This is a genomic window from Flagellatimonas centrodinii (assembly GCF_016918765.2).
GTDB classification, from domain to species: domain Bacteria; phylum Pseudomonadota; class Gammaproteobacteria; order Nevskiales; family Nevskiaceae; genus Polycyclovorans; species Polycyclovorans centrodinii.
Window position 1 is genome coordinate 1,711,815 of record NZ_CP092104.1, and the last position, 24,324, is coordinate 1,736,138.

The window sequence follows — 24,324 nt, forward strand, 5'->3', positions numbered from 1 at the left end:
CGCAGGCCGGCCCGCAGTGCTAACCTCCGCGCCCTTTTTGCGTCCCTTGCCGTTCAGGTGCAGTCATGAAACGTACGTACCAGCCGAAGAAACTCCGCCGCGCTCGCACGCACGGCTTCCGTGCCCGTATGCGCACCCCCGGTGGCCGTGCGGTGATCAACCGTCGGCGCGCCAAGGGCCGCAAGCGCATCGCCCTGTAATCGCGATTCCGCGCGACGCAGTCGAGCACATGATGGTGCGCTTCCCCCGAAGCGCCCGTCTGCTGAACCCCGAGGCCTTTCAGGCCGTGTTCAAGCAGGGCCGCCGCATTCATTTGCGGGGTCTCACCGCCGTGGTGGCGCCGAACACGCTGGGGCACCCCCGGGTGGGCTTGGCCATCGCCAAGAAATCGGTCCGCCTCGCCACCGGCCGTAACCGCATCAAGCGGTTGATCCGAGAAGACTTTCGCCAGCACCAGGGCCGCCTCGTGGCGGTTGACATGGTCATTCTCGCGCGCCCGGATCTCGCCACTGCCGAAGCTGCGGCAATCCGCGCGACCCTGGCGCAACTGTGGCAACGGCTGGCCGCTGAATCATGATCCGCGCCCTGTTGATTGCCTGCATCCGGGTCTACCAGCGGCTGATCAGTCCCCTGTTGCCGCCGCGATGCCGGTACTATCCCAGCTGTTCCCACTATGCGGTGCAGGCCCTGCAGGTGCATGGCCCGTTGCGCGGGAGCGGGCTGGCCCTGCGGCGCATCCTGCGCTGTCACCCGTTGGCCCCCGGCGGTTACGATCCCGTCCCCGGAACCGACCCTGAACACCCGGACACCGAGCATCGGTGTACCACTTGCCCTACGGACCGCTGACCGAATGGAAAACCGTCGCTTCATCCTGATTGCCCTGCTGGGCGTCGTCCTGTTCTTCATGTATCAGGCCTGGCAGAAGGAGTTCGCCACCACTGCACCGGCACCGGTGGCGGCCGATGCCGAAACCCCCGTGCGCAGCAGCGACCCGGAAGACATCCCGACCGCGGTGACGGTGGCAGACGAGGCCACCCCCACGACCGCTGAAGCGGTCAGTGCCGATGCGGCCCCCGGCGCCCGGGTGCGGATCGAAACCGATGTGCTGATCGCCGAAGTGGCGCTCGATGGCGGCGACCTGCGGCGGGTCGAGTTCAAGGGCTACGCCGTCTCCAAGGACCGCCCCGACGAAAACCTGGCCTTGCTGGATGACCGCCAGGGCCGCCTGTTCGTCTTGCAGAGCGGGCTGGCCGGTCCCGAGTCGGCGCTGGTCAGCCACCGCACCCGCTTCGCCACCGAGGCCCGCCCGGTGCTGGCCCTGGCCGACGGCGCCGATGCGGTGGAGCTGGTGCTCACCGCCACCGTCAACGGCGCCGAGGTGCGCAAGGTCTACCGCTTCGAGCGCGGCCGGTTCCGGGCCGAACTGCGACATGAGGTGGTCAACACCGGCGCCGACGCGCTCACGGTCAGCCCTTACACCCGGTTCCTCCGCACCGCCTTCAAGACGGGCGCCGAGCCGCCCTTCGTCGCCACCTTCACCGGCACCGGCTTTTACGAGCAGCGCGAGGGCGGCGACGGCTACCGGTTCCAGAAAGTCGCGCTCGACGACCTCGCCGACGACGGCTTCGAGAAGAGTCAGCCCGGCGGCTGGATCGGCTTCCTGCAGCACTACTTCGTCACCGCTGTCATCAACGACGGCGACACCCCCGCCACGTTCTCGTCGCGGCCGGCCAGTGGCCAGGGCTACCTGGCGCAGATGGTGGGGGCGGCACAGACCATCGAGCCCGGTGCCGAGGCCCGTTTCGTCACCCCGCTGTACGTCGGCCCCAAGCTGCAGAACCGCCTCGGCGATGTCGCCAAGGGGCTGGAGCTGACGGTGGACTACGGCATTCTCACGCCGATCTCCGAGCCGCTGTTCTGGGTGCTGAACTGGCTGCACAAGCTGACCAGCAACTGGGGCGTGGCCATCATCCTGCTGACGCTGCTGGTGAAGGGCGCCATGTACAAGCTGTCGGAAGCGCAGTACCGCTCGATGGCGAAGATGAAGAAGTTCGCACCGCGCATCACCGACATCCGCGAGCGCTACAGCGACGACCGCGAAAAGCTGCAGAAAGCGATGATGGACCTCTACAAGAAAGAGGGCTTCAACCCGCTGGCCGGCTGTTGGCCGTTGCTGGTGCAGTTCCCGGTGTTCATCGCCCTGTACTGGGTGCTGCTGGAATCGGTGGAGCTGCGCCAGGCGCCCTTTATCCTCTGGATCCAGGACCTCTCGGTGCCCGACCCCTACTACGTGCTGCCGGTGCTGTTCGGCATCAGCATGTGGGCGCAGCAGAAGCTGTCCGGGCAGCAGATGATGGACCCGATGCAGCAACGCATCATGACCATCATGCCGATCGTGCTGACCGCCTTCTTCACCTTCTTCCAGAGCGGTCTGGTGCTGTACTGGCTCACCTCCAACCTGGTCGGCATCAGCCAGCAGTGGATCATCACCCGCAAGCTGGAGCGCGAGGACACCGCCAAGGCCGCAGTGCGCCGCTGACGGTGACGGGATGACGCCGACCGACACCATCGCCGCCGTCGCCACCGCGCCGGGGCGGGGGGCGGTCGGCATCCTGCGGCTGTCGGGCCCCGAGGCTGCGCGTATCGCCGAAGCCCTCAGCGGCCCGCTGCCCGCTCCGCGCACGGCTGCCCTGCGTCGCTTCCGCGATGCCCACGGCGAAGCGCTGGACCAGGGGCTGGTGCTGGTCTTCCCCGGCCCCGCCTCGTTCACCGGGGAAGACGTGGTCGAGCTGCAGGGCCACGGCGGTGTGGCGGTGCTGGATGCCCTGCTGCAGGCGGCCTGCCACCACGGTGCACGGGTGGCCCGCCCCGGTGAATTCTCCGAGCGCGCCTTCCTCAACGGCCGGCTTGATCTCGCCCAGGCCGAGGCCATCGCCGATCTGGTCGACGCCGGTTCCGCCCGCGCTGCCCGCGCCGCGCTGCGGTCGCTGGAGGGCGCGCTGTCGCAGCGGGTGGCGGTGCTGTCGGAACAGTTGATCGACGCCCGCGTGTTCATTGAAGGCGCACTGGACTTCTCCGACGAAGACGTCGATTGGCTGGCCGATGCCGGCCTCGCCGAACGACTCGCCACCCTGCATCAGGGTCTGGCCGCGCTGCTGCGTGACGCCGAGCGCGGCCGGCGTCTGCAGAGCGGCCTGCGGGTGGTGCTCACCGGCGCCCCCAACGTCGGCAAGTCCACCCTGCTCAACCGCCTCGCCGGCCACGACGCCGCCATCGTCACCGACATCGCCGGCACCACCCGCGACGTGCTGCGCGAGCATCTGCTGCTGGATGGCCTGCCACTGACCTTGATCGACACTGCCGGCCTGCGCGACAGCGACGACGTGGTGGAACGTGAAGGCATCCGCCGCGCCTGGGCCGCCGTCACCGAGGCCGACCTCGCCCTGTTTCTGGTGGACGGCCGCCACGGCCTCAGCGCCGACGATCAGGCCCTGCTGGCCCGCATGCCCGACGGCCTTGCCTGCTGGGTGCTGGCCAACAAGTGCGACCTCAGTGGCACCGCCCCCGGCTGGGATGACGCCGCCACGCCGCGCCGTCTGGCCCTGTCCGCCACCACCGGCGCCGGCATCGACACGCTCATCGCCGCCCTGCACCGCCATGCCGGCCTCGCCGCCGACGACGAACCCCCCTTTACCGCCCGCACCCGTCACCTCGACGCCCTGCGCCGCACACAGGGCCACATCGACGCCGCCCAGGCCCGCCTCGCCAACGGCGCCCTCCCCGAACTCGCCGCCGAAGAACTGCGCCTCGCCCACGCCTCCCTCAGTGAGATCACGGGGCAGTTCAGCACTGAGGATTTACTGGGGCGGATCTTTGCGGGGTTCTGCATCGGCAAGTAGGGCAGGGTAGAGTCCATGCTCGTTTGCCGCCTGCAACCTCATGTCCCGCCCCTTCCGCTTCTGCCCCCAATGCACCCAGCCCCTCACCCACGCCTTCCACGGTGAGCGGGACCGGCTGGCCTGTCCGGATGCGGCCTGCGGCTTCATCCTTTGGGACAACCCGGTGCCGGTGGTGGCGGCGATTGTGGAGCATGAGGGGCAGGTGATTCTGGCGCGCAATGTGGCGTGGCCGACCAATTTCTATGCCTTGATCACCGGCTTTCTGGAGCGCGGGGAATCGCCGGAGGAAGGCGTGCAGCGCGAGGTGCAGGAGGAGCTGGGGCTGACGCCGCAGGGCGCAAGCTTTGTCGGGCTCTATGACTTTGCGCGGATGAACCAGTTGATCATTGCCTATCACGTACCGGCCACCGGCACGGTGACGCTCAATGAGGAACTGGCGGACTGGAAGCATGTGGCCTTTGACCAGGTGCAGTACTGGCCGGCCGGCACCGGCTACGCGTTGCGCGACTGGCTGCGCGGCAAGGGGTTTGATCCGCAGGAGATCGCGCTGCCCGTCCGGCGCTAGCCCGCGTGCCTAGGCTCGCGCCCGTTCGCGTGTCAGGTCGATAAACCGTTCCAGTTGCGGCGTGGGCGTGGCAGCGCGGTAGACCACGCTCAGCCGTGCGCTGGGGGCGGGGGCGCGGATCGGCCGGTAGACCACGCCGTCGGTGTGCACCTGTTGCATCGAGCCGGGCACGATGGAGACGCCGAGGCCGGCGGCCACCAGATTGACGATGGAGGTGACCTGCGAGGTTTCCTGCACCACCCGCGGGCTGAAGCCGGCCTCCAGGCAACTGCGGATGATGGCGTCGTAGAGCCCGGCGCCGACGGTGCGGGGGAACAGCACGAAGGGTTCGATCGACAGCGCCAGCAGCGGCACCCGTACGCGCTTGGTCAGCGGGTGGGCGGCGGGCAGGGCCACCACCATGGGTTCGTCCAGCAGGGTTTCCACCGTCAGGCCGCGGGTATCGCCCAGTAGCGGGCGGACGAAGGCGATGTCCATGCGTTCCTCCCGCACGGCGGCGGCGAGGTCGGGTGTCGGGCCTTCATCCAGGGTCAACGCCAGTTGCGGGTTGAGGCGGCGGAACTCGCGGATCACGCCGGGAATCAGCGGGTGAAACGGCGCCGAGTTGATCATCCCCACCCGCAACCGGCCGCGTTCGCCGCGGGCGACCCGGCGGGTGCGTTCGACGGCGCGCTCGGCTTCCTGCAGCAGGCGGCGGGCATCTTCCAGCAGGCTGTGGCCGGCGTCGGTGAGCCGCACCCCGCGGGGCAGGCGGTGGAACAGGTCCACCCCCAGCTCGGTCTCCAGCGCGCGGATCTGTTGCGACAGCGGCGGCTGCGCCATGCCCAGGGCCTCGGCGGCACGGGTGAAATGCTCGGCCTCGGCAACGGCGACGAAGTAGCGGAGGTGGCGCAACTCCATGATCAAGACCTTATTAGTATCAAATAACTACTTTTAATATATTGGACGTATAGCATTTTTCGGGCCTAGAGTGGTCGCACTATTCAGATCCACTTGAGGAGAAGGTCGATGACGGCCTCGGTTCCCCCGGTTCAGGTGCCCGCAGGGCTGGACCCCGTTGAAACCCGCGAATGGCTGGATGCGCTCGGCGACGTGCTGCGCACCCAGGGCCCCGAAGCCGCGCACGCGCTGCTGGAAACGCTGATCGAGAAGGCGCGCGGGTCGGGCGCCTTCATCCCGTTTTCGCCCAACACGCCCTACGTCAACACCATCCCCGCCCACCTGGAGGCGAAGTCGCCGGGTGACCATGCGGTGGAATGGCGGATCCGCAGTCTCACCCGCTGGAATGCCACCGCCATGGTGGTGGCGGCCAACCGCGAACATGCCGGCATCGGTGGTCACATTGCCAGCTTCGCGTCGTCGGCCACGCTCTACGACGTCGGCTTCAACCACTTCTGGAAAGGCGCGGATCACCCGGACGGACAGGATCTGGTCTACATCCAGGGCCATGTGACCCCCGGTATCTATGCCCGTGCCTTCCTCGAGGGACGGCTCACCGAGGCGCAGTTGCTGCGCTTCCGCATGGAGGCGCTGGAACCCGGCCTGCCGAGCTACCCGCACCCCTGGCTGATGCCGGATTTCTGGCAGTTCGCCACCGTCAGCATGGGCCTGGGGCCGATCATGGCGATCTACCAAGCGCGGCTGATGAAGTACCTCGCCAACCGTGAGATGGCCAAGAACGACCAGCGCAAGGTCTGGTGTTTCTGTGGTGACGGCGAGATGGACGAGCCGGAAAGCCTGGGCGCCATCGACATTGCCGCCCGCGAAAAGCTCGACAACCTGATCTTCGTGGTCAACTGCAACCTGCAGCGGCTCGATGGCCCGGTGCGCGGCAACGGCAAGATCATCCAGGAGCTGGAAGGCAGCTTCCGCGGCGCCGGCTGGAATGTCATCAAGGTGGTCTGGGGCAGCGGCTGGGACGCGCTGCTGGCGCAGGACACCAGCGGCAAGCTGCTGCAGCTGATGAACGAGACGGTGGACGGCGAATACCAGAACTTCAAGGCCAAGGGCGGCGCCTACACCCGCGAGAAGTTCTTCGGCAAGTACCCCGAAACCGCGCGCCTGGTCGCTCACATGAGCGACGACGAGATCGCCGCCCTGCAGCGCGGCGGCCATGACCCGCACAAGGTGTATGCCGCCTATGCCAGCGCGGTGGCGCACACCGGCACGCCGACGGTGATTCTCGCCAAGACGGTGAAGGGCTATGGCATGGGCGAGGCCGGCGAGGGCCAGAACATCACCCACCAGCAGAAGAAGATGGGCGAGGAAGCGCTCAAGGCCTTCCGTGACCGTTTCAAGATCCCCATCAGCGATGCGCAGATCAAGGACACGCCGTTCTATCGCCCGGCGGAGGATTCCGAAGAACTGCGCTATCTCAAGGCGCGCCGCGAGGCGCTGGGCGGGCCGCTGCCGGCGCGGCGGGTGCGCGCCGAGCCGCTGCCGATTCCGGCGCTGTCCACCTTCGAGCGGCTGCTGGCCAGCACGGGCGAACGCGAGATCAGCACCACCATGGCCTTCGTGCAGCTGTTGCAGTTGCTGCTGCGCGACAAGCAGGTGGGCCCGCGGGTGGTGCCCATCGTGCCCGACGAGGCCCGCACCTTCGGCATGGAAGGCATGTTCCGCTCGCTAGGCATCTATTCGGTGGTGGGGCAGAAGTACGAGCCGCAGGATGCCGACCAGCTCGCGTACTACAAGGAAGACGTGAAGGGGCAGATCCTGGAGGAGGGCATCACCGAGGCCGGTGCGCTGTCGAGCTGGATTGCCGCCGCCACCAGCTACGCCAACCACGGCGTGCCGCTGCTGCCGTTCTACATCTTCTATTCCATGTTCGGGTTCCAGCGGGTGATGGACCTCTGCTGGGCCGCCGGCGACATGCGCTCACGCGGTTTCCTGCTGGGCGCCACCGCCGGCCGCACCACGCTCAACGGTGAGGGCCTGCAGCACGAGGACGGCCACAGCATGGTGATGGCCGCACACGTGCCCAACTGCCGCGCCTACGACCCCGCCTTTGCCTACGAGCTGGCGGTGATCGTGCAGCACGGCCTCAAGCGAATGTATGCCGACGGTGTCGACGAGTACTACTACCTCGGCCTCTACAACGAAAACTACGCCCACCCGGAGATGCCGCCCGGCGTCGAGGACGGCATCGTCCGCGGCATGTACCTGCTGCGCTCGGCCGAAGCCGCCAAGCCGCAACTGCACGTGCAACTGTTGGGCTCCGGTGCGCTGCTGCGCGAGGTGATTGCCGCTGCCGACCTGCTGGCGGAAGAGTGGGGCGTTACCTGTGATCTCTGGAGCGTGCCGAGTTTTTCCGAAGTGGCCCGCGAGGCCCGCGAGGTGGAACGCTGGAACCTGCTGCACCCCACCGAGACGCCACGCACCGCCTACCTCACCGACTGCCTCAAGGGCATGATGGGCCCGGCCATCGCCAGCAGCGACTGGGTCCGCGCCCACCCGGACCAGATCCGCGCCTGGGTGCCCATGCCCTATCACGTGCTCGGCACCGATGGCTTCGGCCGCTCCGACAACCGCCCCGCGCTGCGTGATTTCTTCGAGGTGGACCGCCGCTGGATCGTGGTGAAGAGCCTCTACGCCCTGGCCGAGCAGGGCGCGGTACCGATGGAACGGGTGCGCCAGGCGGCGCGCATCTACGGACTCAAGGCAGAGCGCATCGCGCCCTGGAAGGTGTAGGCCATGGCCAAGACGATGGAGGTGAAGGTTCCCAACATCGGCGATTTCGACGCCGTGCCGGTGATCGAGGTGCTGGTGGCCGATGGCGATGTTGTAAAGAAGGATCAGCCGCTGCTGGTGCTGGAGTCCGACAAGGCGACCATGGAAGTGCCGAGCCCGGCGGCCGGTACCGTCAGCGGTTTGCAGGTGAAGGTGGACGAGAAGGTCGGCGAGGGCAGCGTGGTGTGTCAGCTCGAACTTGCCGCCGACGCGGCGCCTGCAGCCGAGACGGTGGCGGCGGAACCCGAGCCGGAACCGGCCAGCGCGCCCGCGCCCTCACCATCAGCTGCGCCAGCCCCATCGCCATCACCATCACCATCACCATCACCATCGTCGAGGTCAACGTCAACGTCCGCGCGCACGGTGACGGTGCCCAACATCGGCGACTTCGACGCCGTGCCGGTGATTGAAGTGCTGGTGACTGACGGCGATGTTGTCGAGAAGGACCAGCCGCTGCTGGTGCTGGAATCCGACAAGGCGACGATGGAAGTCCCGAGCCCGGCAGCCGGTACGGTGTCGGGGCTGAAAGTGAAGGTCGGCGACCAGGTGGGTGAAGGTCATGAGGTCTGCACGCTGACCGGGACCGACGATGCCGCGCCAGCGGCGGCCCCGGCGCCAGCCCCGGTACCGGCAGACACTGCCGCGACGACTGCCGACGCGCCGGCACCGGCGCCCTCTCCGTCGCCCGCTACAGCGCCGACCGCGCCCTCGCAGGACCAGCGCGCCTTCTACGCCGGCCCGGCGACGCGCAAGTTTGCCCGCCAGCTTGGCGTCGACTTGTCGCAGGTCTCCGGCAGCGGGCCGCGCGGGCGGATTCTGGTGGAAGACGTGCAGGGCTTCGTCAAGCAGCGGCTGGCATCGCCGGTGGCCGCGGCGTCTGCCGGCGGCGGGTCCGGCATTCCGCCGATCCCGGCGCAGGATTTCAGCCAGTTCGGCGAGATCGAAACCCGCGACCTGGCGCGTATCCGCAAGTTGTCGGCGGCGCATCTGTCCCGGTCCTGGCTCAACGTGCCGCATGTCACCCAGCACGACGATGCCGACATCACCGAGCTGGAGGCCTTCCGAAAACAGGCCTCGGCCGAGAGCGGGGTCAAGCTGACTCTGCTGGCGTTCCTGATGAAAGCGGTCGGCGGGGTGATGCAGACCTATCCCGAGTTCAACAGTTCGCTGTCACCGGACGGCGCCTCGCTGATCCTCAAGCGCTACTGCCACATCGGCTTTGCCGCAGATACGCCCAACGGTCTGGTGGTGCCGGTGGTGCGCGATGTCTGGCAGAAGTCGCTGACCGACATCGCCACCGAATGCGCGACGCTGGCGAAGACCGCCCGCGACGGCAAGCTGAAGCCGGACGACATGCGCGGCGGATGTTTTTCCATCTCCAGCCTCGGCGGCATCGGTGGCGGTTACTTCACGCCCATCGTCAACGCACCGGAGGTCGCCATCCTCGGCGTGTCACGGGCAGTGATGAAGCCGGTGTGGGATGGTCTGGCGTTCCAGCCGCGGCTGATGGTGCCGCTGTCGCTGTCCTACGATCACCGGGTCATCGATGGGGCGGCGGCGGCGCGTTTCATCGTGCGCCTGGGCGAGCTGCTGACCGACGTGCGGCGCATGATGCTTTAAGCTCCCGGCATCGATTGTCTGGAGTTTGCCCATGCGCTGGCTGATCGCCCCGCTGGCCGTCGTTGCCACCACGCTCGGAACCGGAACCGCCTGCATGCCCAAACCCGTGCCGGAACCTCCACCCAAGGTCGTGCCCGCGCTCGACGTGCGCGCCCGGGTGACCGATGTCGAGGCCTTCGAGGCGTTCATCGCCACCCATCCGACACCGGGGCGGTTTCGCGCCGAGTATCCCGGCATCACCCTGGTGCTGCCGGGCGACATCGCCACCAAGGAACTGCGGCTCGATCGCAGCCGCTATTTCGCCGAGCTGGATGAGGAGGGGCGGATCATTGGCGGCCGTTTCAGTTAGCCCGCCTTCGCTCGCGACGTGGTGCAGCGGCGCCTTGTTGATGGGATGAAGTCGGCGGCGGACCTGCCAGACCGCGAGCAGGCCCGGCGTCAGGTGCTGGCGGTGGTGGCGCGGATTCCCGCCGGCTGCGTCGCCAGCTACGGCCAGGTGGCATTCGAGGCCGGCCTGCCGGGGCGGGCGCGCTGGGTCGGCAAGGTGTTGGCGGAAACCCTGGAAGCCGCCGAAGGCTGGCATCGCGTGCTGCGCAATGACGGCGCCCTCGGCCTGCCCAAGTCCAGCCCGGCGCATGCCGAACAGCGCAGCAGGCTGGTCACCGAAGGCCATCGTTTCCACAACGACCGGCTGGACATCGCCGCGCGGCGGTGGCGTCCGCGCAGTGAGCTGCCGTTGATCGACTAGGCGCGCCGCAGCCTCACCAGATCCGCACCCGCTGCTCGGGCGGCAGCCACAGGGCATCGTCCGGCTGCACGTCAAAGGCCTCATACCAGTCCGGGATGTTGCGCACCACGCCGTTGGTGCGGTATTCGCTGGGGGCATGCGGGCCGGTCTTGAGGCGGTTGATCATGTCCTCTTCGCGGTGCTGGCGTGCCCACACCTGGGCCCAGCCGATGAAGAAGCGCTGGGTGCCGGTGTAGCCGTCGATCTCCGGCGAAGGCCTGCCGTCCAGTGAGGCGTGATAGGCCTTGAGCGCGATGGAAACGCCTCCCAGATCACCAATGTTCTCGCCAATCGACAACGCGCCGTTGACGCAGTGTTCCGGCAGCGGGCAATAGCCGTTGTACTGCTCGATGAGCTGCGCGGTGCGAGTCTCGAAGGCGGCGCGGTCGGCGTCGGTCCACCAGCTCTTGAGGTTGCCGTCGCCGTCGTACTTGCTGCCCTGGTCATCGAAGCCGTGGCCGATCTCGTGGCCGATCACCGCGCCGATGGCACCGAAGTTCACCGCGTCCTCGGCCTTCAGGTCGAAGAACGGCGGTTGCAGGATGGCGGCGGGGAACACGATCTCGTTGAGGCTGGGGTTGTAGTAGGCGTTGACGGTCTGCGGCGTCATGAACCATTCCTCACGGTCCACCGGCTTGCCCAGCTTGGCCAGTTGGCGGGCATGTTCCAGCGCGTTGCTGCGCATCACGTTGCCCACCAGATCATCCTCGCGCACCACCAGTGCCGAGTAGTCCTTCCACTTCGACGGGTAGCCGATCTTGGGGGTGAACTTGCCCATCTTGTCCAGCGCCCGCTGCTTGGTGGCATCGCCCATCCAGTCCAGCGACTGGATACTGTCGCGGTAGGCGTCGATCAGGTGATCCACCAGCGCCTGCATACGCGCCTTGGCTTCGGGGGGGAAATGGGCCGCCACATAACGCTTGCCCACCGCCTCGCCGAGTGCGCCTTCCACCAGCGCCACGCCGCGCTTCCAGCGCGCCCGTTGCTCGTCGATGCCGCGCAGCGCCTTGCCGCTGTAGGCGAAGTCGATGGCCTCGAAGGTGGGCCCCAGGTAGGGCGCGAAACTGCCAAGCAAGCGTGCCTTGAGCAGCGCCTTGAGCTGCGGCAGCGGCATCGTCGTCAGCGCCTCCGCCATGGCGGTGATCGCCTCCGGTTGCATGACGATAACGGTGTCGACGGTGACGCCGGTATCGCGGACGAAGGTGGTGAGGTCGAAGCCCGGGGTCAGGGTGTTGAGCGCGCCCACCGCGACCGGGTGGTAGGTCTTTTCATCGTCGCGGGCGTCGACTCGGGTCCAGTGTGCGGCCGCCACCGCGGTTTCCATTTTGAGGATCGCCTCGGCTTCGCGGCGGGCCGCCGTGGCCTTGTCGCCGGCGGCCTCCAGCAGGGCGGCCAGATAGTCGACGTAGGCGCCACGGGCGGCAACGAAGCGCGGATTGTCTTCGAGGTAATAGCTGCGATCAGGCAGGCCGAGTTGGTCGAACTGGTGGTAGTAGACGGTGTACTGACGGGCGTCCTTGGCATCCTGGCCGATGAAGGCGGCGAACGGTTGGCGCACCCCGATGCGTTCGAGTCGCGCCAACAGCGCCGGCAGCGTGCTGCGATCCTCCAGGTCGTCGATCTCCGCCAGCCAGCCGGACAGCGGTGCCAGGCCCTGTTCCGCGGCCCGTTGTGCATCCATGAAGCTGCGGTAGAGCGCGCCGATCTGTTGGGCCTCGCCGTCGACGTCGGTCTGGGCCGCCAGGTCTTCGATGATCGCCCGCAGATCCCGTTCCGCCTGATCGGCGAGCTGGGTGAAGACGCCGTAGTTGGACTTGTCGGCCGGAATTTCGTTGCGCGACAGCCAGCCGCCATTGACGTGACGGTAGAAGTCGTCAGGCGGCTCAACCGAACGATCAAAGTGACTGTGCAGCACGCCCGATGTCAGGGGCGCGACTGGCGCCTCTGCGGCGGCGGCCCCGGCGGCAGGTCTCTCGGGGGAAGTGGTGCAGCCCGTCACCAATACGACACAGGCAGCCAATGGCCACAGACGTCTCATCCGGCATCCTCTCGGCAATTCAGAAATAGGGTTGAAGATACCGGATGGACCACGCCGAGGCGGCGAAATTCCCGGTCTAGTCAGCGAGCAGTTGTAGCAGCGCCCGTTGGCGCAGCCGGCCGAGATTGCGGAAGGCGATCAGCACGGCCTGCTCCTGCGGGGTCCGTGCCCATCGTGGATGGTCGTCGGCGTAATGTCCCCCGGGCTCTGCGACCGCGTTGTCCACGAGGTCACCGGCGAGCGCGTCCAGGCTGAAGCCGGGGTCGGCAAACAGCTGCTTGATCCGGATCAGCATCTGCAGATCTGGCGTGCTGTGGCCGCCCTCCCACTTGCTGATCGTGGCCTTCGACACCTGCAGCTCCATGCCCAGCTGCTCCTGCGACCAGTCGCGGGACAGACGAAGCGATCGCAGGCGACGACCCAAGAGTTTCATGGGGCAGGAGTGTGACCGCGCATCGCATGCTTGTCGTTTCCTTTACGTTGACACTAAAAGTTTCTTTAGTCGAAACTGCGGCAATCGACGTGCCCGGGACCAGGAGGTGCCAGATGGGATCAGGAACCAACATGAACGGCGCGCAGCGCTGTCGCAAGCTGGCGAGGCTGATGCGGCGCCACAAGAACTGTTATTACTGCGGCTGTGTGCTCAACAAGGCAAACCGCAGCATTGATCACCTGATTCCGCAGGCGCTCGGGGGCCCCAACCACATCGATAATCTGGTGCTCTGCTGCCTCGACTGCAACCAGCGAAAGGGGGCGGTGCCGGTGCTGCCCGCGCCCTGGGTGCCGCCCAATGGCGTGGCGCGTGAGTGGAGCCGAATGTTTTCGGAGATGGCGCATTTCTGCGACCTTGCCACCCGACAATTCATCGGCCCCGAGGGCAAGCCCTTGCGATGGCAGCAGCTGGCGCCATTGTCGGATACCCCGGTGACCGGCAGCGTTCGGCCATCGCGGCCGGGTGTCCGCAAGGACCAATGATGCGGATCCGGCCGGAGTCTGCCCGGATCAGGCGAACGAGATCACCAAAATTGTCAGCGCTGCCCAGTAAGTGGACAGCACGATGGCCTGCGACCCGGGGAACGGCGCGCGGAAGCGGCGCCAGCCGAGCACGCCGTCCGACAGCGCGAACAAGAGGCCGCCCGCGCCGGCCAGCAGCCCGGCGCTGCCGCCGAGATAGGCGCCGCGGGTGAGGCCGGCGATGGCCAGCGCGGTGAGGGCGACGCTGTAGGCGATCACCGGCAGTTTCAGCACGCCGGCATGCGGCAGCAGCCGGCTGAGCATGAACAGGGCGGGCACGGCGACCAGACCGCTGAGCGGGGGCCAGGCCACGCCCTCGAGCGGCAGCAGCAGTGCCGGGATCAGCAGCAGGTGGCCGAGCAGGAAGCTGGACAGCCCGGCGATGAAGGCGCGGTCACTGTCACCGAGCAGGGCAATATCGCCCAGCAGGCACAGCCCGAGCCCGGCCAGCAGCCAGGGTGAGGCGGCGGCAGCGGGCAGGCTCAGCGCCAGGCCGATGATGACGATCGTCGTCAGCGGCTTGAGCAGGTAGAAGGCGCGATGACGACGGCCGTCGCGGTCGCAGAGGATGGCGGCGGTCGCCAGCAGGGCGATGGGCCCACAGAAGTAGAGCGGATTCATGGGCCGGAGTGTACCGCCGGCCGTGGTGGGCGCGCCCCCCGCCGCGGTCAGGCGGTGGCGGGGCGCTTGAGACCGACGCTGCGACGCGGTGCTGCCGCGCGGTTCGTCACGCGACGCGGCGACGATGTCGGTGCCAGCTCGGCGATGAAGCGCCGCAGGGTGGCAATGGCCTCGGCGCGGCCATCGCCGGCATGCTGCGACATGTTCGAGCAATACCAGTCGTGGTGGCCCATGAAACGGTCGATGTCTGACGGCGTCAGCCGGTTGAGATCGGCGCGCATGCCCACCCCCATGCGTTCGATCATGTGCGCGTTGAGGCGCTGTTCGAAGGCCTCCTCCGGCACCGCCAGGATCGGCTTTCCGAAGTGGATGGCCTCGCCGATCAACTGGTTGCCGGCGGTCGACAACACCGCCTTGCACTGCGCCAGATCGCGTACGAACCATTCGTTGCTGGGGGCGCGGAAGTCGAGGTTGTCGACCTTGCCGCGGTGTGGCGTGCCGTAGATCACCACCGGGCAGTCGAGCAGCCGCAGTGCGCGGTCGACATGCGGGCGGTACTGGTGTTCGCCCTTATTGAAATAGCAGAGCAGGTAGTCGCCGTCGCGCGGCTTCAGCGCCTTGACCTCGTCACGCAGCATCGGGCCCACCACCTTGACGCCGGGATAGGCGCCCTCGGCCGGGTAGAAGCTGGCGATGAGGATGCGCTCGGGGATTCCCATCAGGCGGCGGTAGCCGACCGCGTCGCGCATGCCGGTCAGCCACAGGTCGGGCGGGAAGTGCGGTTTGCAGTAGGCAATGATGCCGACATGATCGAAGCTGATGCGCGGCAGTTTCAAGCGCTGCGCAATGCGGTGGGTCCAGGCTTCGGAATCGGTGATCACCAGCTCGATGTCACGGCTGCGGAACTCGCGTTCCACCTGTTCCATGCCGTGGCCGCCGAACAGCAGGTCGGCCATCGGTGCGAAGTTTTCGCGCACCGTGCGCGGCAGCGAGTGGCCGCCCTTCTGGTTGTAGCGATAGCCGATGGTGGGAATGCGCACCGTCGGAAACAGCGGTGCCAACACGTCATAGGCGTCGCCGCCAGCAAAGACGGTGACGTCATGTTCGGCCATCAGCGCCGGCAACACGCTCATGGTGCGCATGGCATGGCCACGCCCGTACCCCATCACGCCGTAGGCAATCCGCATGTGATCGCTCCTGTTTGGACGGCTGCAGGGTAGGGCGGCGGGGTCACAGCGCTGTGACAGACAGGTGTCAGTTTGATGACAGTGTCCGGACCGCAGCATGCAAGCGGAGCCCACGAAAAAGGGAGGCCGAAGCCTCCCTTTTTCAGCCGCAGAGACGGGATCAGAACGCGACGCGGGCGCCGAGACGATAGCCGTCGATGTCGAGGTCAGCGCCACCGTCGGGCTCCAGCGTCAGCATTCGGTACTCGGCGAAGATGCCGATGATGCCGATGCCGATACGGGCGCCGAGGGTGATGTCGGTGGCGTCCACGTCGACGTTCCCGACGTCGGATTCCAACCATCCGAGACCGCCGCGACCGTACAGGCTGACCAGCGGCAGACCGGCCTCCAGGCCCACGTAGGCGCCATAGCCGTCGATATCGACTCCGCCAAAGTCACCGTCGATGTAACGAAGTTCCCCGGTGAACTCCAGAATCGGGGTCAGGTCAGCGCTCATGCCGCCGCCGATGTGGGTCTCGGTGTAGTCGAACCCCGAGTCGGTCTCCTCATCGAGGTACTCGGCGCGGGCAAAGAAGCCGGTGCCGGGCAGGTTGATGCGACCGCGCAGGCCGAAGCCGTCGCTGTCTTCTTCCATGCCGCCCGACTCAAACGTGGTGAACGAACCAAACCCCTCGACCGACGCCAGCAGTTCGGCGTTGGCCGCCATCGGCAGCGCGGCCAAGGCCGCAATCGCCATCACTTTTTTCATGTCATCCCTCTCCGTGTTGTGGTGGTGCGACGCACCATTACAGTGCGTCGAAGCCTAGCCTACGACAGTTACAGCCCGATTGCCGCTTTCGCCGGCCGCTTCACCAGGCGGGCGTAGTAGAAGCCGTCATGGTCGCCCCCGGGTGGAATCCGCAGGCCGCAGCGTTCGGCCAGGCCGATGTCGATGGGGATGGACGATGGCCGGGCGTCCGGGGTGCGGTCGAGAAAGGCACGCACCACCTCGTCGCCTTCGGCCCGCAGCACCGAGCAGGTGGCATAGACCAGCACCCCATCCGGTTTCAGCAGGGGCCATAACCGGTCGAGCAGGCGCCGCTGGGTCAGCGCCAGCGGCGGCAGGTCGGTGGCACGCCGCAGCCATTTGATGTCGGGGTGGCGGCGGATCACGCCAGTGCCGGAGCAGGGGGCGTCGATCAGGATGCGGTCGAAGGGTTCGCCGTCCCACCACCGTTTGACATCGGCGGCATCGGCCAGCGCCAGGTGCGCCTCAAGCCCGAGCCGTGTCAGCCCCTGGCGCATGCGGCCCAGCCGCGTCGGGTCGCTGTCGACCGCGGTCAGGTGGACGTCCGCGTGCTCCAGCACATGGGCGGTCTTGCCGCCGGGGGCGGCGCAGGCATCCAGGACCCGCTGACCGTCCTGCAGGTCGAGCAGGGTCACGACGCGCTGGGCGCTGGCATCCTGGACCGACACCTCGCCCTCGGCAAAGCCGGGCAACTGATCGACCGGCACCGCCTGCAGCAGCCGCAGGGCATCGGGCGCGCCCGGCACCGGCGCCGTCTCATGGCCGGCGGCGGCCAGCCGGGCCCGATAGCGGTCGACATCACCATGACGACGGTTGACCCGCAGCGTCATCGGCGCCTGCAGGTTGCCGGCGGCGAGCACGGCGTCTGCCCGTTTCCCCCAGTCCTGCTGGATGGCGGTGAGTAGCCAGTGGGGATACGACCAGCGCACCAGCGGGTCATTCGGTAGTGCCGCCAGCAGCGGTTCGCGTTCGCGCTGTACCCGCCGCAGCAGGGCGTTGACCAGGCCGCGGGCGCGGGGCTGTTCGATCAGCTCGCAGGCGTTGACGGTCTCGTTGAGCGCGGCGTGGTCGGCCACCGCCATGTCCAGCAGCTGATGCAGGCCGCAGAGCACCAGCGCCTGCAGGTCACTGCCCTTCTTCAGCGGCCGTTCGGTGAGGCTGTCGAGCAGGGCATCAAGCCGCGTGAGTTGCCGCAGTACGCCATAGGTCAGCGCACGCGACAGGCTGTCCGCGCTCGCGGGGAGCGCATCGTCGAGGCTGCGGCCCCGGCGCACGGCGGCGACGGCGCGGGCGGCCGTGGCGCGCTGCAGGGCGGGGGAGACGCTGGAAGTCATGGCAGGGTCCGGAAGGGGGACGCGCATTCTAGTGAGTCCACCCCGACGGCGGAGCCGGATTTACCACCGCCCCCGCGGCACCACGGCCTAAAATGTCCAAAACAGGACAAGGCGAGCCGGCGTCGGAGCCCCCGATGGTCAGGCGTCTCGCCAGTGGATGGAGGAGCAGCGAATGCCGTGGATGGTGACCCGAGCCCTGGGGATGGGCCTGTTGTGCGTGGGGCTGACGGCCTGTGGCCAGAGTCGCCCCCTGGCCCTGCCCGACGGCGGCACACCGCCACCGGGCACGCCTCGCGCCTGCACCGCTGACGACCTTTGCGCTGGCGCCGCGCGTATCGCTGTGGCCCCCACCGACGCGCACATCGCCGGCGTCAGCGAGACCCGGCTCGGTCTGGGCACCCGCACCCAGCGGTTCAACCTCGGCGGCTTCGGCCTCAACCCGACCCAGAACCTGCCCAATCCGTTCGCCGCGCTCGGCGAGAACCTGACCGAACCGGCGTCGGCGCCGACGCATTTCAGCGCCGTTCACCAGGAGGAGGAACCGCTGTATCTGCGACTGATGCTGCTCACCCAGGGCGAAACCCGGGTGCTGTTCGTCACGCTGGATGCCATCGGTGCCGGCAACCTGATCCAGGAGGGTCTGCGCCAACGGCTGGTGGCGCTGAGCTGTGCGCAGGACCTCTGTATCGACGCCGATGACATCGTTTTCGGACAGACCCACAGTCACGCCGGTCCGGATCTGCAGGGCTTGTGGGGCGGCGTGCCGCAGGACTGGATCGACAACACCTTCTATGCCGGCGCCGAGACGGCGCTGATGCAGGCCCTGCAGGCCCGCGAGCCGGTGAATCTGGCGGTGGCCGAAGGACGCAGCAGCGATTTCAACAACTACCGACGGCCTCGGATCGACCCTGAAGATGATGCCGACGATCATCTGGTGGTGTTGCGTGCCCGGGCAGAAGACGGTCGGGTGGTGGTGCAGATCCTGCAGTACGCCGCCCACCCCACCAGCATCAACGAAGACCCGCGGGTGCCGCATCCGGACTATGTGCTGGGGGCGGTCAAGCGCCTGGAGCAGGCCGGCGGTGTGGGGCTGTACTTCAACGGCCCGATTGCCGATGCCTCCGGCGCCGGTGGCGCCTGTGACACCCCTGAGCCCGATGCCTACGAGCGGGTGCGCTGTCGCGGCAACGATCTGGCCGCGCTGGCCAGCGCCCAGGCATTCAGGCCGCTTGCGGCGAGCCTGGCGATCCGCCACCAGACGGTGACCCTGCCGGTGACCAACCCGGCGTTTCTGGCTGTCGGGGCCCTCGGATCCTTCAATCGCTACTACAACTTCACACCGCGATTGTTGTTGGACCTGCCGTTGCTGGGCAGCTTGCTGGAAACGGTGACCGGTGAAGTCGCACAGGTGGCGCTGACCGCGGAAACCCTGGTGAGCCGGGTCAGCATCGGTGGCCCGGGCGGGCTGGAGATCGCCACCATTCCCGGCGAGGCGACCAACACCTTTGGCGAATTCATCCGCGGCCTGTCGGCCCAGGCCAACCCGGATGCCACGGTGATGCTGCTGGGGCTGACGCAGAATTCGTTCGGCTACATCCTGCCGGAGGAAGAGTTCAGCTACATCGATCCGACCGGCGAAGCCGGCTTTCTGGTGCCGTTCACCGGCTACGAGGAATTCGTGTCGCTGGGGCCGCTGTCGGCGCCGTTGCTGCGTCTGCAAGGCTACATCCCGCTGTTCGATGCACCGCCAGCAGCGGCGGTGCCCGACTATCTGCGGGGCTGTGTCGACCCCGAGGCGGGCAGCTGCCTGCTGGTCGATATCGCCCTGCGGCTGGAATCCATCCAGGGGGCCTATGCCGACCGCTGCCGCGAGGCGAGCGTGCCGGAGGCCTTCTGCGGGCTGCTGGACCCCGACACCCCGCTGGCGCCGGTCTGTCTGTCGCTGAACCTGCCGGCGGCCGTCTGTGGCCTGCTCGGCGACCCGCCGGAGGCCTGAAGTGCTGCGACAGGCGGCAGTGGTGCTGTCGGCGGCCCTGCTGTTGGTCGCCTGTGGTGGCAGCGACCCGCTGGCGCTGACCGGCCCTGAACCCGCGGCGCCGGCGCCCGGCGAGGAGATCACAGTGCGTGTCGGTGTCGGCGTGGTCGACATGACGCCCGAGGTGGGCTACTGCGCCGGGCAGTACTGCGACTACGCCACCGACACGCTGGGCGGGTTGATCAACGGCGACGTCGATCCCTTTCTCACCCATACGCTCAAACACGCCAGCTACGGCATCCAGTCGCGGCTGAGTGCAAGGGCATTGGTGATCGAGGGCCGCGACGGCCGGCGTGTGGCCCTGCTGAAAACCGACAACTACATCGCCCAGGACATGCTGCTGCGGCGGGTCGGGCAGATTCTCGACGAAGGGAATTCGGGCATCGGCTACGCGCAGATCCTGCATCACGTCACCCACAATCACAGCAGCGCCTACGCCAGCACCCTGGCGGTCGGGGTCTGGCTGTTCCAGGACGTGTTCGACGCGCGCTTCTTCGAGCGTCAGGCGCGGCAGATGGCCGCCGCCATCGAGCAGGCCGCCGCCGATCTGCGGCCCGCGCGCATGGGCGCCACCGAGATCCGACATCGGGTCTACAAGGGCAATGTCGTGCGGCTGGCGACGGCCATCGACGGCTCGCCGGCCGGCTATCCGCTGGAGTACGGCGACCACGGGCTGGTGGTCATGCGCTTCGACGACCTCAGCGATCCGGCATCGCCGCAACCGCTGGCGGTGTGGGTGAACTGGGGCGAGCACCCGGAGAGTCTGGACCCGCATGATCTGCACAGTGCCGATTTCATCGGCCCGCTGGAACGCTTTGTCGAACAGGACCTGGGGGTGCCGCTGGTGTTCAGCCAGGGCGATGTCGGCAGCGCCGAGAACAGCGGTGACGAGGCCGAATTGCTGGATGACGGGGGTGCTGTCTGTGGCCGTTGGCCCGGCGATGCCGAAGCGCCGGAGCGAGACGACTGTGCGCCCGGCCAGCGCGTGCTGCGCGATTGGAATCACGAGGGGTATGTGCAGACCGAGCGCAACGTGCGCTATCTCGCCGATGACATCGTGCGCGCCTGGCAACGCATCGGCGAGGGCGATGCGCGGGTGCCGTTCAGCAGCGATTTCAGCGTCGACATCCGCAATGCCTGGGTACCCGGCCCGCTGTCGCATCCGCTGCCGACGGTGTCGAATTGCAATACCGAGCTGAGCGTTGGGGGTGACCTCGGGGTGCCGGCGCTGGGCCTGCCCGACTGCGGTCGCTACGGCGTGCCCGGCGACAATGCCCTCACCGGCGCCAGTGCCCGGCTGTTTGCGACGCTCAAGGCCGAGGGGATCCCGGTGCCGGATCAGTACGGCGCTCCCGGCGCACCGCTGGTGGAGGAGAACCTGCGGCTACGGCTGCAGGCGCTGCGGCTGGGCGAGGTGCTGCTGGCCTCCTGTGCCTGCGAGCCGCAGGTCGATCTGGTGCTCAACCTGGAATCGCGCCTCGATTCACAGGCCGGCAATCAGTACAACGGCTTCGACTGGGCCTGCCTGATGCCTGAATACGCCGATGACCCGGCATACGCGGCTGCCTGCGACCTGCAGGCGCAGCACTTCGACCCCGCCGAGCCGGAAAACCGGGCGGGCGAAATCCCCGGTGCCGACGCGCCGGCGACGGCGATCGCGCGCATGCGTGCCCAGGTCCACAACGATGCCCGCGGCTGGGATGCCGCCGACTACGTGCTGCAGGCGGAAAGCGAGCCGGCCGAGCCGGCGGCGATCAAGGGCAACTTCACCCACGAGGAGATCCAGGATCTCGGCGTCCCCGGCTACCCGCTGGTGGTGGCGGTGGGCCACGCCGGCGACTACAACGGCTATACCGTGAGTTACCGCGAGTACATGAACCGCGATCACTACCGCAAGGCGCTCACCGCCTATGGCCCGCACACCGCCGACTACATGGTCACGCGGCTGGTGCGCATGGGCGCGGCATTACGCGGCGGCGCAGAGTTGCAGCCGGAGCCGCTGGACCTGCTGGCGGCGGTGGATGAATTGCGACAGCAGACCCTGGCGCGGACCGTCGGTGTTGCCGCCGCGGCGGCCGACACACTGTGGCAACAGGGGATCCCCGACGACGTCGGGCCGCCCGCGTTGCTGGAATCACCGACCGACATCACCCGGTTCGACGCGACGCATCTACGCTGGCGCGGCGGCTCTACGGCGGTGGACACGCCGGTGGCGCGGGTGGAGCGCGCCGACGCCGAGGGCGGCTGGCAGGTGGTGGCCAGCGGCAGTGGTGAAGTGCCGGTGCGGGTGCAGTTTCCGCAGGGGCTGCCAGGGGTGCTGCGGACCTACACCGGGATGCACGAGTGGCAGTGGTCGGCGAGCTTCGAGACCTACAGCGCCAGCCCGGCCCGCCTCGGGGGCACAGCGCCCGGGCGCTACCGCTTCTGCGTCGACGGACAGGCCCGGCAGTCGGGCGTGACGCAACCCTATGCCTTCTGCAGCGAGCCTTTCACCGTTCGGGTCTGGGACGGCATTGCCATCGATCCACCCGCAACGACTGTCGATGGCCTGCAGTTCCGGGTACCGCCCATCCGCTATCCCCGCAGTTATGCCGGCAGTCCGTTCCCCTTCGTTGCCGACAATGGCGAGGCGCGAATCTGCGATACCTGCAGTTTCCGCCCCTGGGCGCGCGAAGGCGTGCTGGCCCGTGCCGGCGGTGAGACCGCTACTGGCGAACGCATCGCAGCGACCTGCATGGCAGACGACGAGGGGGGGCAGTTGTGTCGTCTATCCGGCCCGGTCGTGCGGTTATGGGTGGAAGACAGCGACGGCAACCAGGGTCTGCGGGTGCTGGACGACGTCGTGCAACCCTGAACGCGAAAGGCCCCGCGGTGCGGGGCCTTTCGGGACCACCTGTCCCTCAGGGGTTGGCGATTTCGACGATGTCGATCTGCCAGATTGCGGTGGTGCCACTGACTTCGTTGCCGACCAGCAGCAGTGGCTTGCCGTTGGGGCTGTCCGCCGCCGCCACGAAGGCCAGGCCTTCCGGGCCAAGATCGCCGATGCTGGGATCGGTTTCCGGGTCCTTGGTGAAGTCGCGGAAGTTCACATACTGGATGAAGCGTGGCGCTTGTGGATTGGTGACGTCGTAGACCATGACCCCGCCGATGCGCTCCAGCCCGATGAAGGCGAAGGTGCGCCCCGCCAGGGTGCCCACGGTCACGCCCTCCGGCTCCGGTCCTTTGGCATCACTGCGGCCCTCGGGGCTGTTGTCGTCGTTGCTGGCGTTGAAGTTGTTCGGGAAGCGCTGCGCGGTGGTGCGCTCGAAGTCTGACCCGCTGTCAAACACCTGCACCACCCTGCCGGCGGCATCCAGCGTCCAGATCGAGAACGAACGGCCGCCCAGGGCATAGAGCTGATCGAAGTCGCCGTCGTTGTCGATATCGCCGATCTGGGTGGTGATCTCCAACCGGCCCAGAGCCGCGTCCTGCTGCAGTTCGGCGGCGTTGGGGAACCGGGTCGGGTCCAGCGTCAGGTCCTTGATGCGCTCGGTTTCTTCCTGCTGCAGGAAGTCGTTGCGGTCGTCGCCTTCGTTGGCGGAGATGTAGTAGGTCTTGCCGTTGAACTGATAGCTGGCGATGGCGTCCGGCTGGTACATGCCGAGCACCGGCCAGCTCCGGATGTTGATCTGGGGAAAGTCGCGCGGGTCGCGATCGCTGGCGTCCATGCCCTCGATGCTGTAGGCCTTGAAGCCCAGCGACTGCACGCTGGTGACCACCGGCGCGGCGCGGTTGGAGAGATCAACGATGGCGAAGGCGTTGGCTTCCTGCAGCGCCACCCAGGCGCTCTGACCGTCGGCACTTTCGGCGATGAACTCGGGTTCGAAGTCCTGCGCGGCGCTGGCGCCGGGGCCGTAGATGCGGATGCCCTGCGCGCGCAGCACGGGTTCCTGACCATTGAACGCTTCGAATCCGGCCGTGGCGACGCCGGGGCTGGCAAAGCCGCTGCTGACGTCGATGACGCTGATCGAGCCGACCGGGTCGACCGAGCCGGGGTTGCCGTAGCCGTTGGATTCCCCTTCATTGGCCACCAGCACCGCCTGGCCGTCGCGGGTGAAGGTCAGCATGTCCGGCAGGGCGCCGACGGTGGCTTCGCCGAGCTTGGCGAGGGTGCTGGTGTTGTAGAACACCACCTTGCCGTTGCTGACCTTGTCGGCAGCCTCGATGGCGACCGCGGCAACGCCGCCGAAGATCGACACGCTGTTGGCGGCGCCGCCCTCGGCGGTGGCGTCGATGGTGTTGACCTTCTGCGGGCTGGCCGGGTTGCTGAGATCGAGCACGTCGACCGTGACCGCATTGGCATTGACCACAAAGACTCGGTCGGTGGCGGGGTCGAAAGCGACGATCTCCGCTGCCGAGGTATCGAAGATGTCGTTTGCGTAGTCGAGCGTGGGGTCCTGGTAGCCGCCGATGCGGGTCAGGTCGAGCAGGGCGCCGTTGTTGCCGTCAGCGCCTGGGGTACCCGGGGTTCCCGGCGTGCCGGGAGCGCCGACATCGCCCTGCTCGCCCTGCGAACCGGTGGCGCCGGGCAGTCCGTCGTCCCCCTCACAGGCGCTCAGGCCGAAGCCGAGTACTGCGGCGGCCACCGCCACCGTCCACTTGTTCATCTGCATCCCCCACTCCTTGATCCGGTTTGGAAATCGAATCGGAGAACCTAGGGGGCGCGTGT

General features: G+C 67.6%; 21 protein-coding genes. 13 read left to right on the forward strand and 8 right to left on the reverse strand.

Translation table 11 applies throughout. The features are described from left to right. The first annotated feature begins 65 nt into the window (after positions 1-65). From rpmH to JN531_RS08050, 6 genes are read left to right on the forward strand one after another with little or no spacing between them, the layout of a single operon-like run. Positions 66-200 (forward strand): 50S ribosomal protein L34, encoded by a 135-nt coding sequence (gene rpmH / locus JN531_RS08025; RefSeq protein WP_228348344.1) that lies wholly within the window; start codon positions 66-68, stop codon positions 198-200. 29 nt (positions 201-229) lie between these two features. After that, on the forward strand, positions 230-577 hold the full coding sequence (gene rnpA, locus JN531_RS08030; protein WP_228348346.1) for a ribonuclease P protein component: 348 nt from the start codon (positions 230-232) through the stop codon (positions 575-577). After that, the gene (gene yidD, locus JN531_RS08035) at positions 574-846 is read left to right on the forward strand and encodes a membrane protein insertion efficiency factor YidD (RefSeq protein ID WP_228348348.1); all 273 of its coding nucleotides are present in this window, start codon (positions 574-576) and stop codon (positions 844-846) included. The genes rnpA and yidD overlap by 4 nt, the downstream gene beginning before the upstream one ends. 4 nt (positions 847-850) lie before the next feature. Next, positions 851-2,539, forward strand: a complete 1,689-nt coding sequence (yidC, locus tag JN531_RS08040; protein ID WP_228348349.1) for a membrane protein insertase YidC — start codon at positions 851-853, stop codon at positions 2,537-2,539. Between the two features lie 10 nt (positions 2,540-2,549). Further along, entirely contained in the window at positions 2,550-3,899 is a 1,350-nt protein-coding gene (gene mnmE / locus JN531_RS08045) for a tRNA uridine-5-carboxymethylaminomethyl(34) synthesis GTPase MnmE (RefSeq protein ID WP_228348350.1), read from the forward strand. Between the two features lie 40 nt (positions 3,900-3,939). Further along, a complete protein-coding gene (locus tag JN531_RS08050) occupies positions 3,940-4,464 on the forward strand; it encodes an NUDIX domain-containing protein (protein WP_228348351.1) in 525 nt (174 codons plus the stop codon). A gap of 9 nt (positions 4,465-4,473) precedes the next feature. Here the strand turns inward: JN531_RS08050 and JN531_RS08055 are convergent, their stop codons facing one another. After that, positions 4,474-5,364 carry a LysR family transcriptional regulator gene (locus tag JN531_RS08055; RefSeq protein ID WP_228348352.1) on the reverse strand — a complete coding sequence of 297 codons (891 nt, stop codon included), beginning with the start codon at positions 5,362-5,364 and terminating at the stop codon, positions 4,474-4,476. A 108-nt stretch (positions 5,365-5,472) separates the two neighbouring features. On the opposite strand from JN531_RS08055, the gene aceE reads away from it, so the two are divergent. The 4 genes from aceE to JN531_RS08075 are packed head-to-tail and all read left to right on the forward strand — an operon-like array spanning position 5,473 to position 10,561. Further along, positions 5,473-8,154 carry a pyruvate dehydrogenase (acetyl-transferring), homodimeric type gene (aceE, locus tag JN531_RS08060; protein ID WP_228348353.1) on the forward strand — a complete coding sequence of 894 codons (2,682 nt, stop codon included), beginning with the start codon at positions 5,473-5,475 and terminating at the stop codon, positions 8,152-8,154. Between the two features lie 3 nt (positions 8,155-8,157). After that, on the forward strand, positions 8,158-9,813 hold the full coding sequence (gene aceF / locus JN531_RS08065; protein WP_228348354.1) for a dihydrolipoyllysine-residue acetyltransferase: 1,656 nt from the start codon (positions 8,158-8,160) through the stop codon (positions 9,811-9,813). Between the two features lie 31 nt (positions 9,814-9,844). Continuing rightward, on the forward strand, positions 9,845-10,162 hold the full coding sequence (locus JN531_RS08070) for a hypothetical protein (RefSeq protein WP_228348355.1): 318 nt from the start codon (positions 9,845-9,847) through the stop codon (positions 10,160-10,162). A 45-nt stretch (positions 10,163-10,207) separates the two neighbouring features. Then, positions 10,208-10,561 (forward strand): MGMT family protein, encoded by a 354-nt coding sequence (locus tag JN531_RS08075; RefSeq protein ID WP_228348356.1) that lies wholly within the window; start codon positions 10,208-10,210, stop codon positions 10,559-10,561. A 13-nt stretch (positions 10,562-10,574) separates the two neighbouring features. On the opposite strand, the gene JN531_RS08080 is transcribed toward JN531_RS08075, so the two are convergent. Both JN531_RS08080 and JN531_RS08085 read right to left on the reverse strand, forming a co-directional pair. Then, a complete protein-coding gene (locus JN531_RS08080) occupies positions 10,575-12,638 on the reverse strand; it encodes a M13 family metallopeptidase (RefSeq protein ID WP_228348357.1) in 2,064 nt (687 codons plus the stop codon). A 76-nt stretch (positions 12,639-12,714) separates the two neighbouring features. After that, on the reverse strand, positions 12,715-13,071 hold the full coding sequence (locus JN531_RS08085; protein ID WP_228348358.1) for a helix-turn-helix transcriptional regulator: 357 nt from the start codon (positions 13,069-13,071) through the stop codon (positions 12,715-12,717). Between the two features lie 131 nt (positions 13,072-13,202). Between JN531_RS08085 and JN531_RS08090 the strand changes: the two genes are divergently transcribed. After that, positions 13,203-13,613 (forward strand): HNH endonuclease, encoded by a 411-nt coding sequence (locus JN531_RS08090; protein WP_239795359.1) that lies wholly within the window; start codon positions 13,203-13,205, stop codon positions 13,611-13,613. Between the two features lie 27 nt (positions 13,614-13,640). On the opposite strand, the gene JN531_RS08095 is transcribed toward JN531_RS08090, so the two are convergent. The 4 genes from JN531_RS08095 to rsmB all read right to left on the reverse strand — a co-directional run bounded on the left by JN531_RS08095 (position 13,641) and on the right by rsmB (position 17,581). After that, positions 13,641-14,273: a lysoplasmalogenase family protein gene (locus JN531_RS08095; RefSeq protein WP_228348360.1), complete on the reverse strand. Its 633-nt coding sequence runs from the start codon at positions 14,271-14,273 to the stop codon at positions 13,641-13,643. A 47-nt stretch (positions 14,274-14,320) separates the two neighbouring features. Next, a complete protein-coding gene (locus tag JN531_RS08100) occupies positions 14,321-15,460 on the reverse strand; it encodes a glycosyltransferase family protein (RefSeq protein ID WP_228348361.1) in 1,140 nt (379 codons plus the stop codon). Between the two features lie 160 nt (positions 15,461-15,620). After that, complete coding sequence (locus JN531_RS08105; protein WP_228348362.1) at positions 15,621-16,208, reverse strand: hypothetical protein; 588 nt, start codon at positions 16,206-16,208, stop codon at positions 15,621-15,623. A 68-nt stretch (positions 16,209-16,276) separates the two neighbouring features. Continuing rightward, positions 16,277-17,581 (reverse strand): 16S rRNA (cytosine(967)-C(5))-methyltransferase RsmB, encoded by a 1,305-nt coding sequence (gene rsmB / locus JN531_RS08110; RefSeq protein WP_228348363.1) that lies wholly within the window; start codon positions 17,579-17,581, stop codon positions 16,277-16,279. A 172-nt stretch (positions 17,582-17,753) separates the two neighbouring features. Here rsmB and JN531_RS08115 point away from each other — a divergent pair, with 172 nt between their 5' ends. Beyond that, a complete protein-coding gene (locus JN531_RS08115) occupies positions 17,754-19,577 on the forward strand; it encodes a hypothetical protein (protein WP_228348364.1) in 1,824 nt (607 codons plus the stop codon). Between the two features lies 1 nt (position 19,578). After that, positions 19,579-22,470: a hypothetical protein gene (locus tag JN531_RS08120; RefSeq protein ID WP_228348365.1), complete on the forward strand. Its 2,892-nt coding sequence runs from the start codon at positions 19,579-19,581 to the stop codon at positions 22,468-22,470. Positions 22,471-22,516: 46 nt separating this feature from the next. Here JN531_RS08120 and JN531_RS08125 read toward each other — a convergent pair whose 3' ends face one another. Continuing rightward, entirely contained in the window at positions 22,517-24,268 is a 1,752-nt protein-coding gene (locus tag JN531_RS08125; RefSeq protein WP_228348366.1) for a choice-of-anchor I family protein, read from the reverse strand. Positions 24,269-24,324 lie beyond the last annotated feature (56 nt).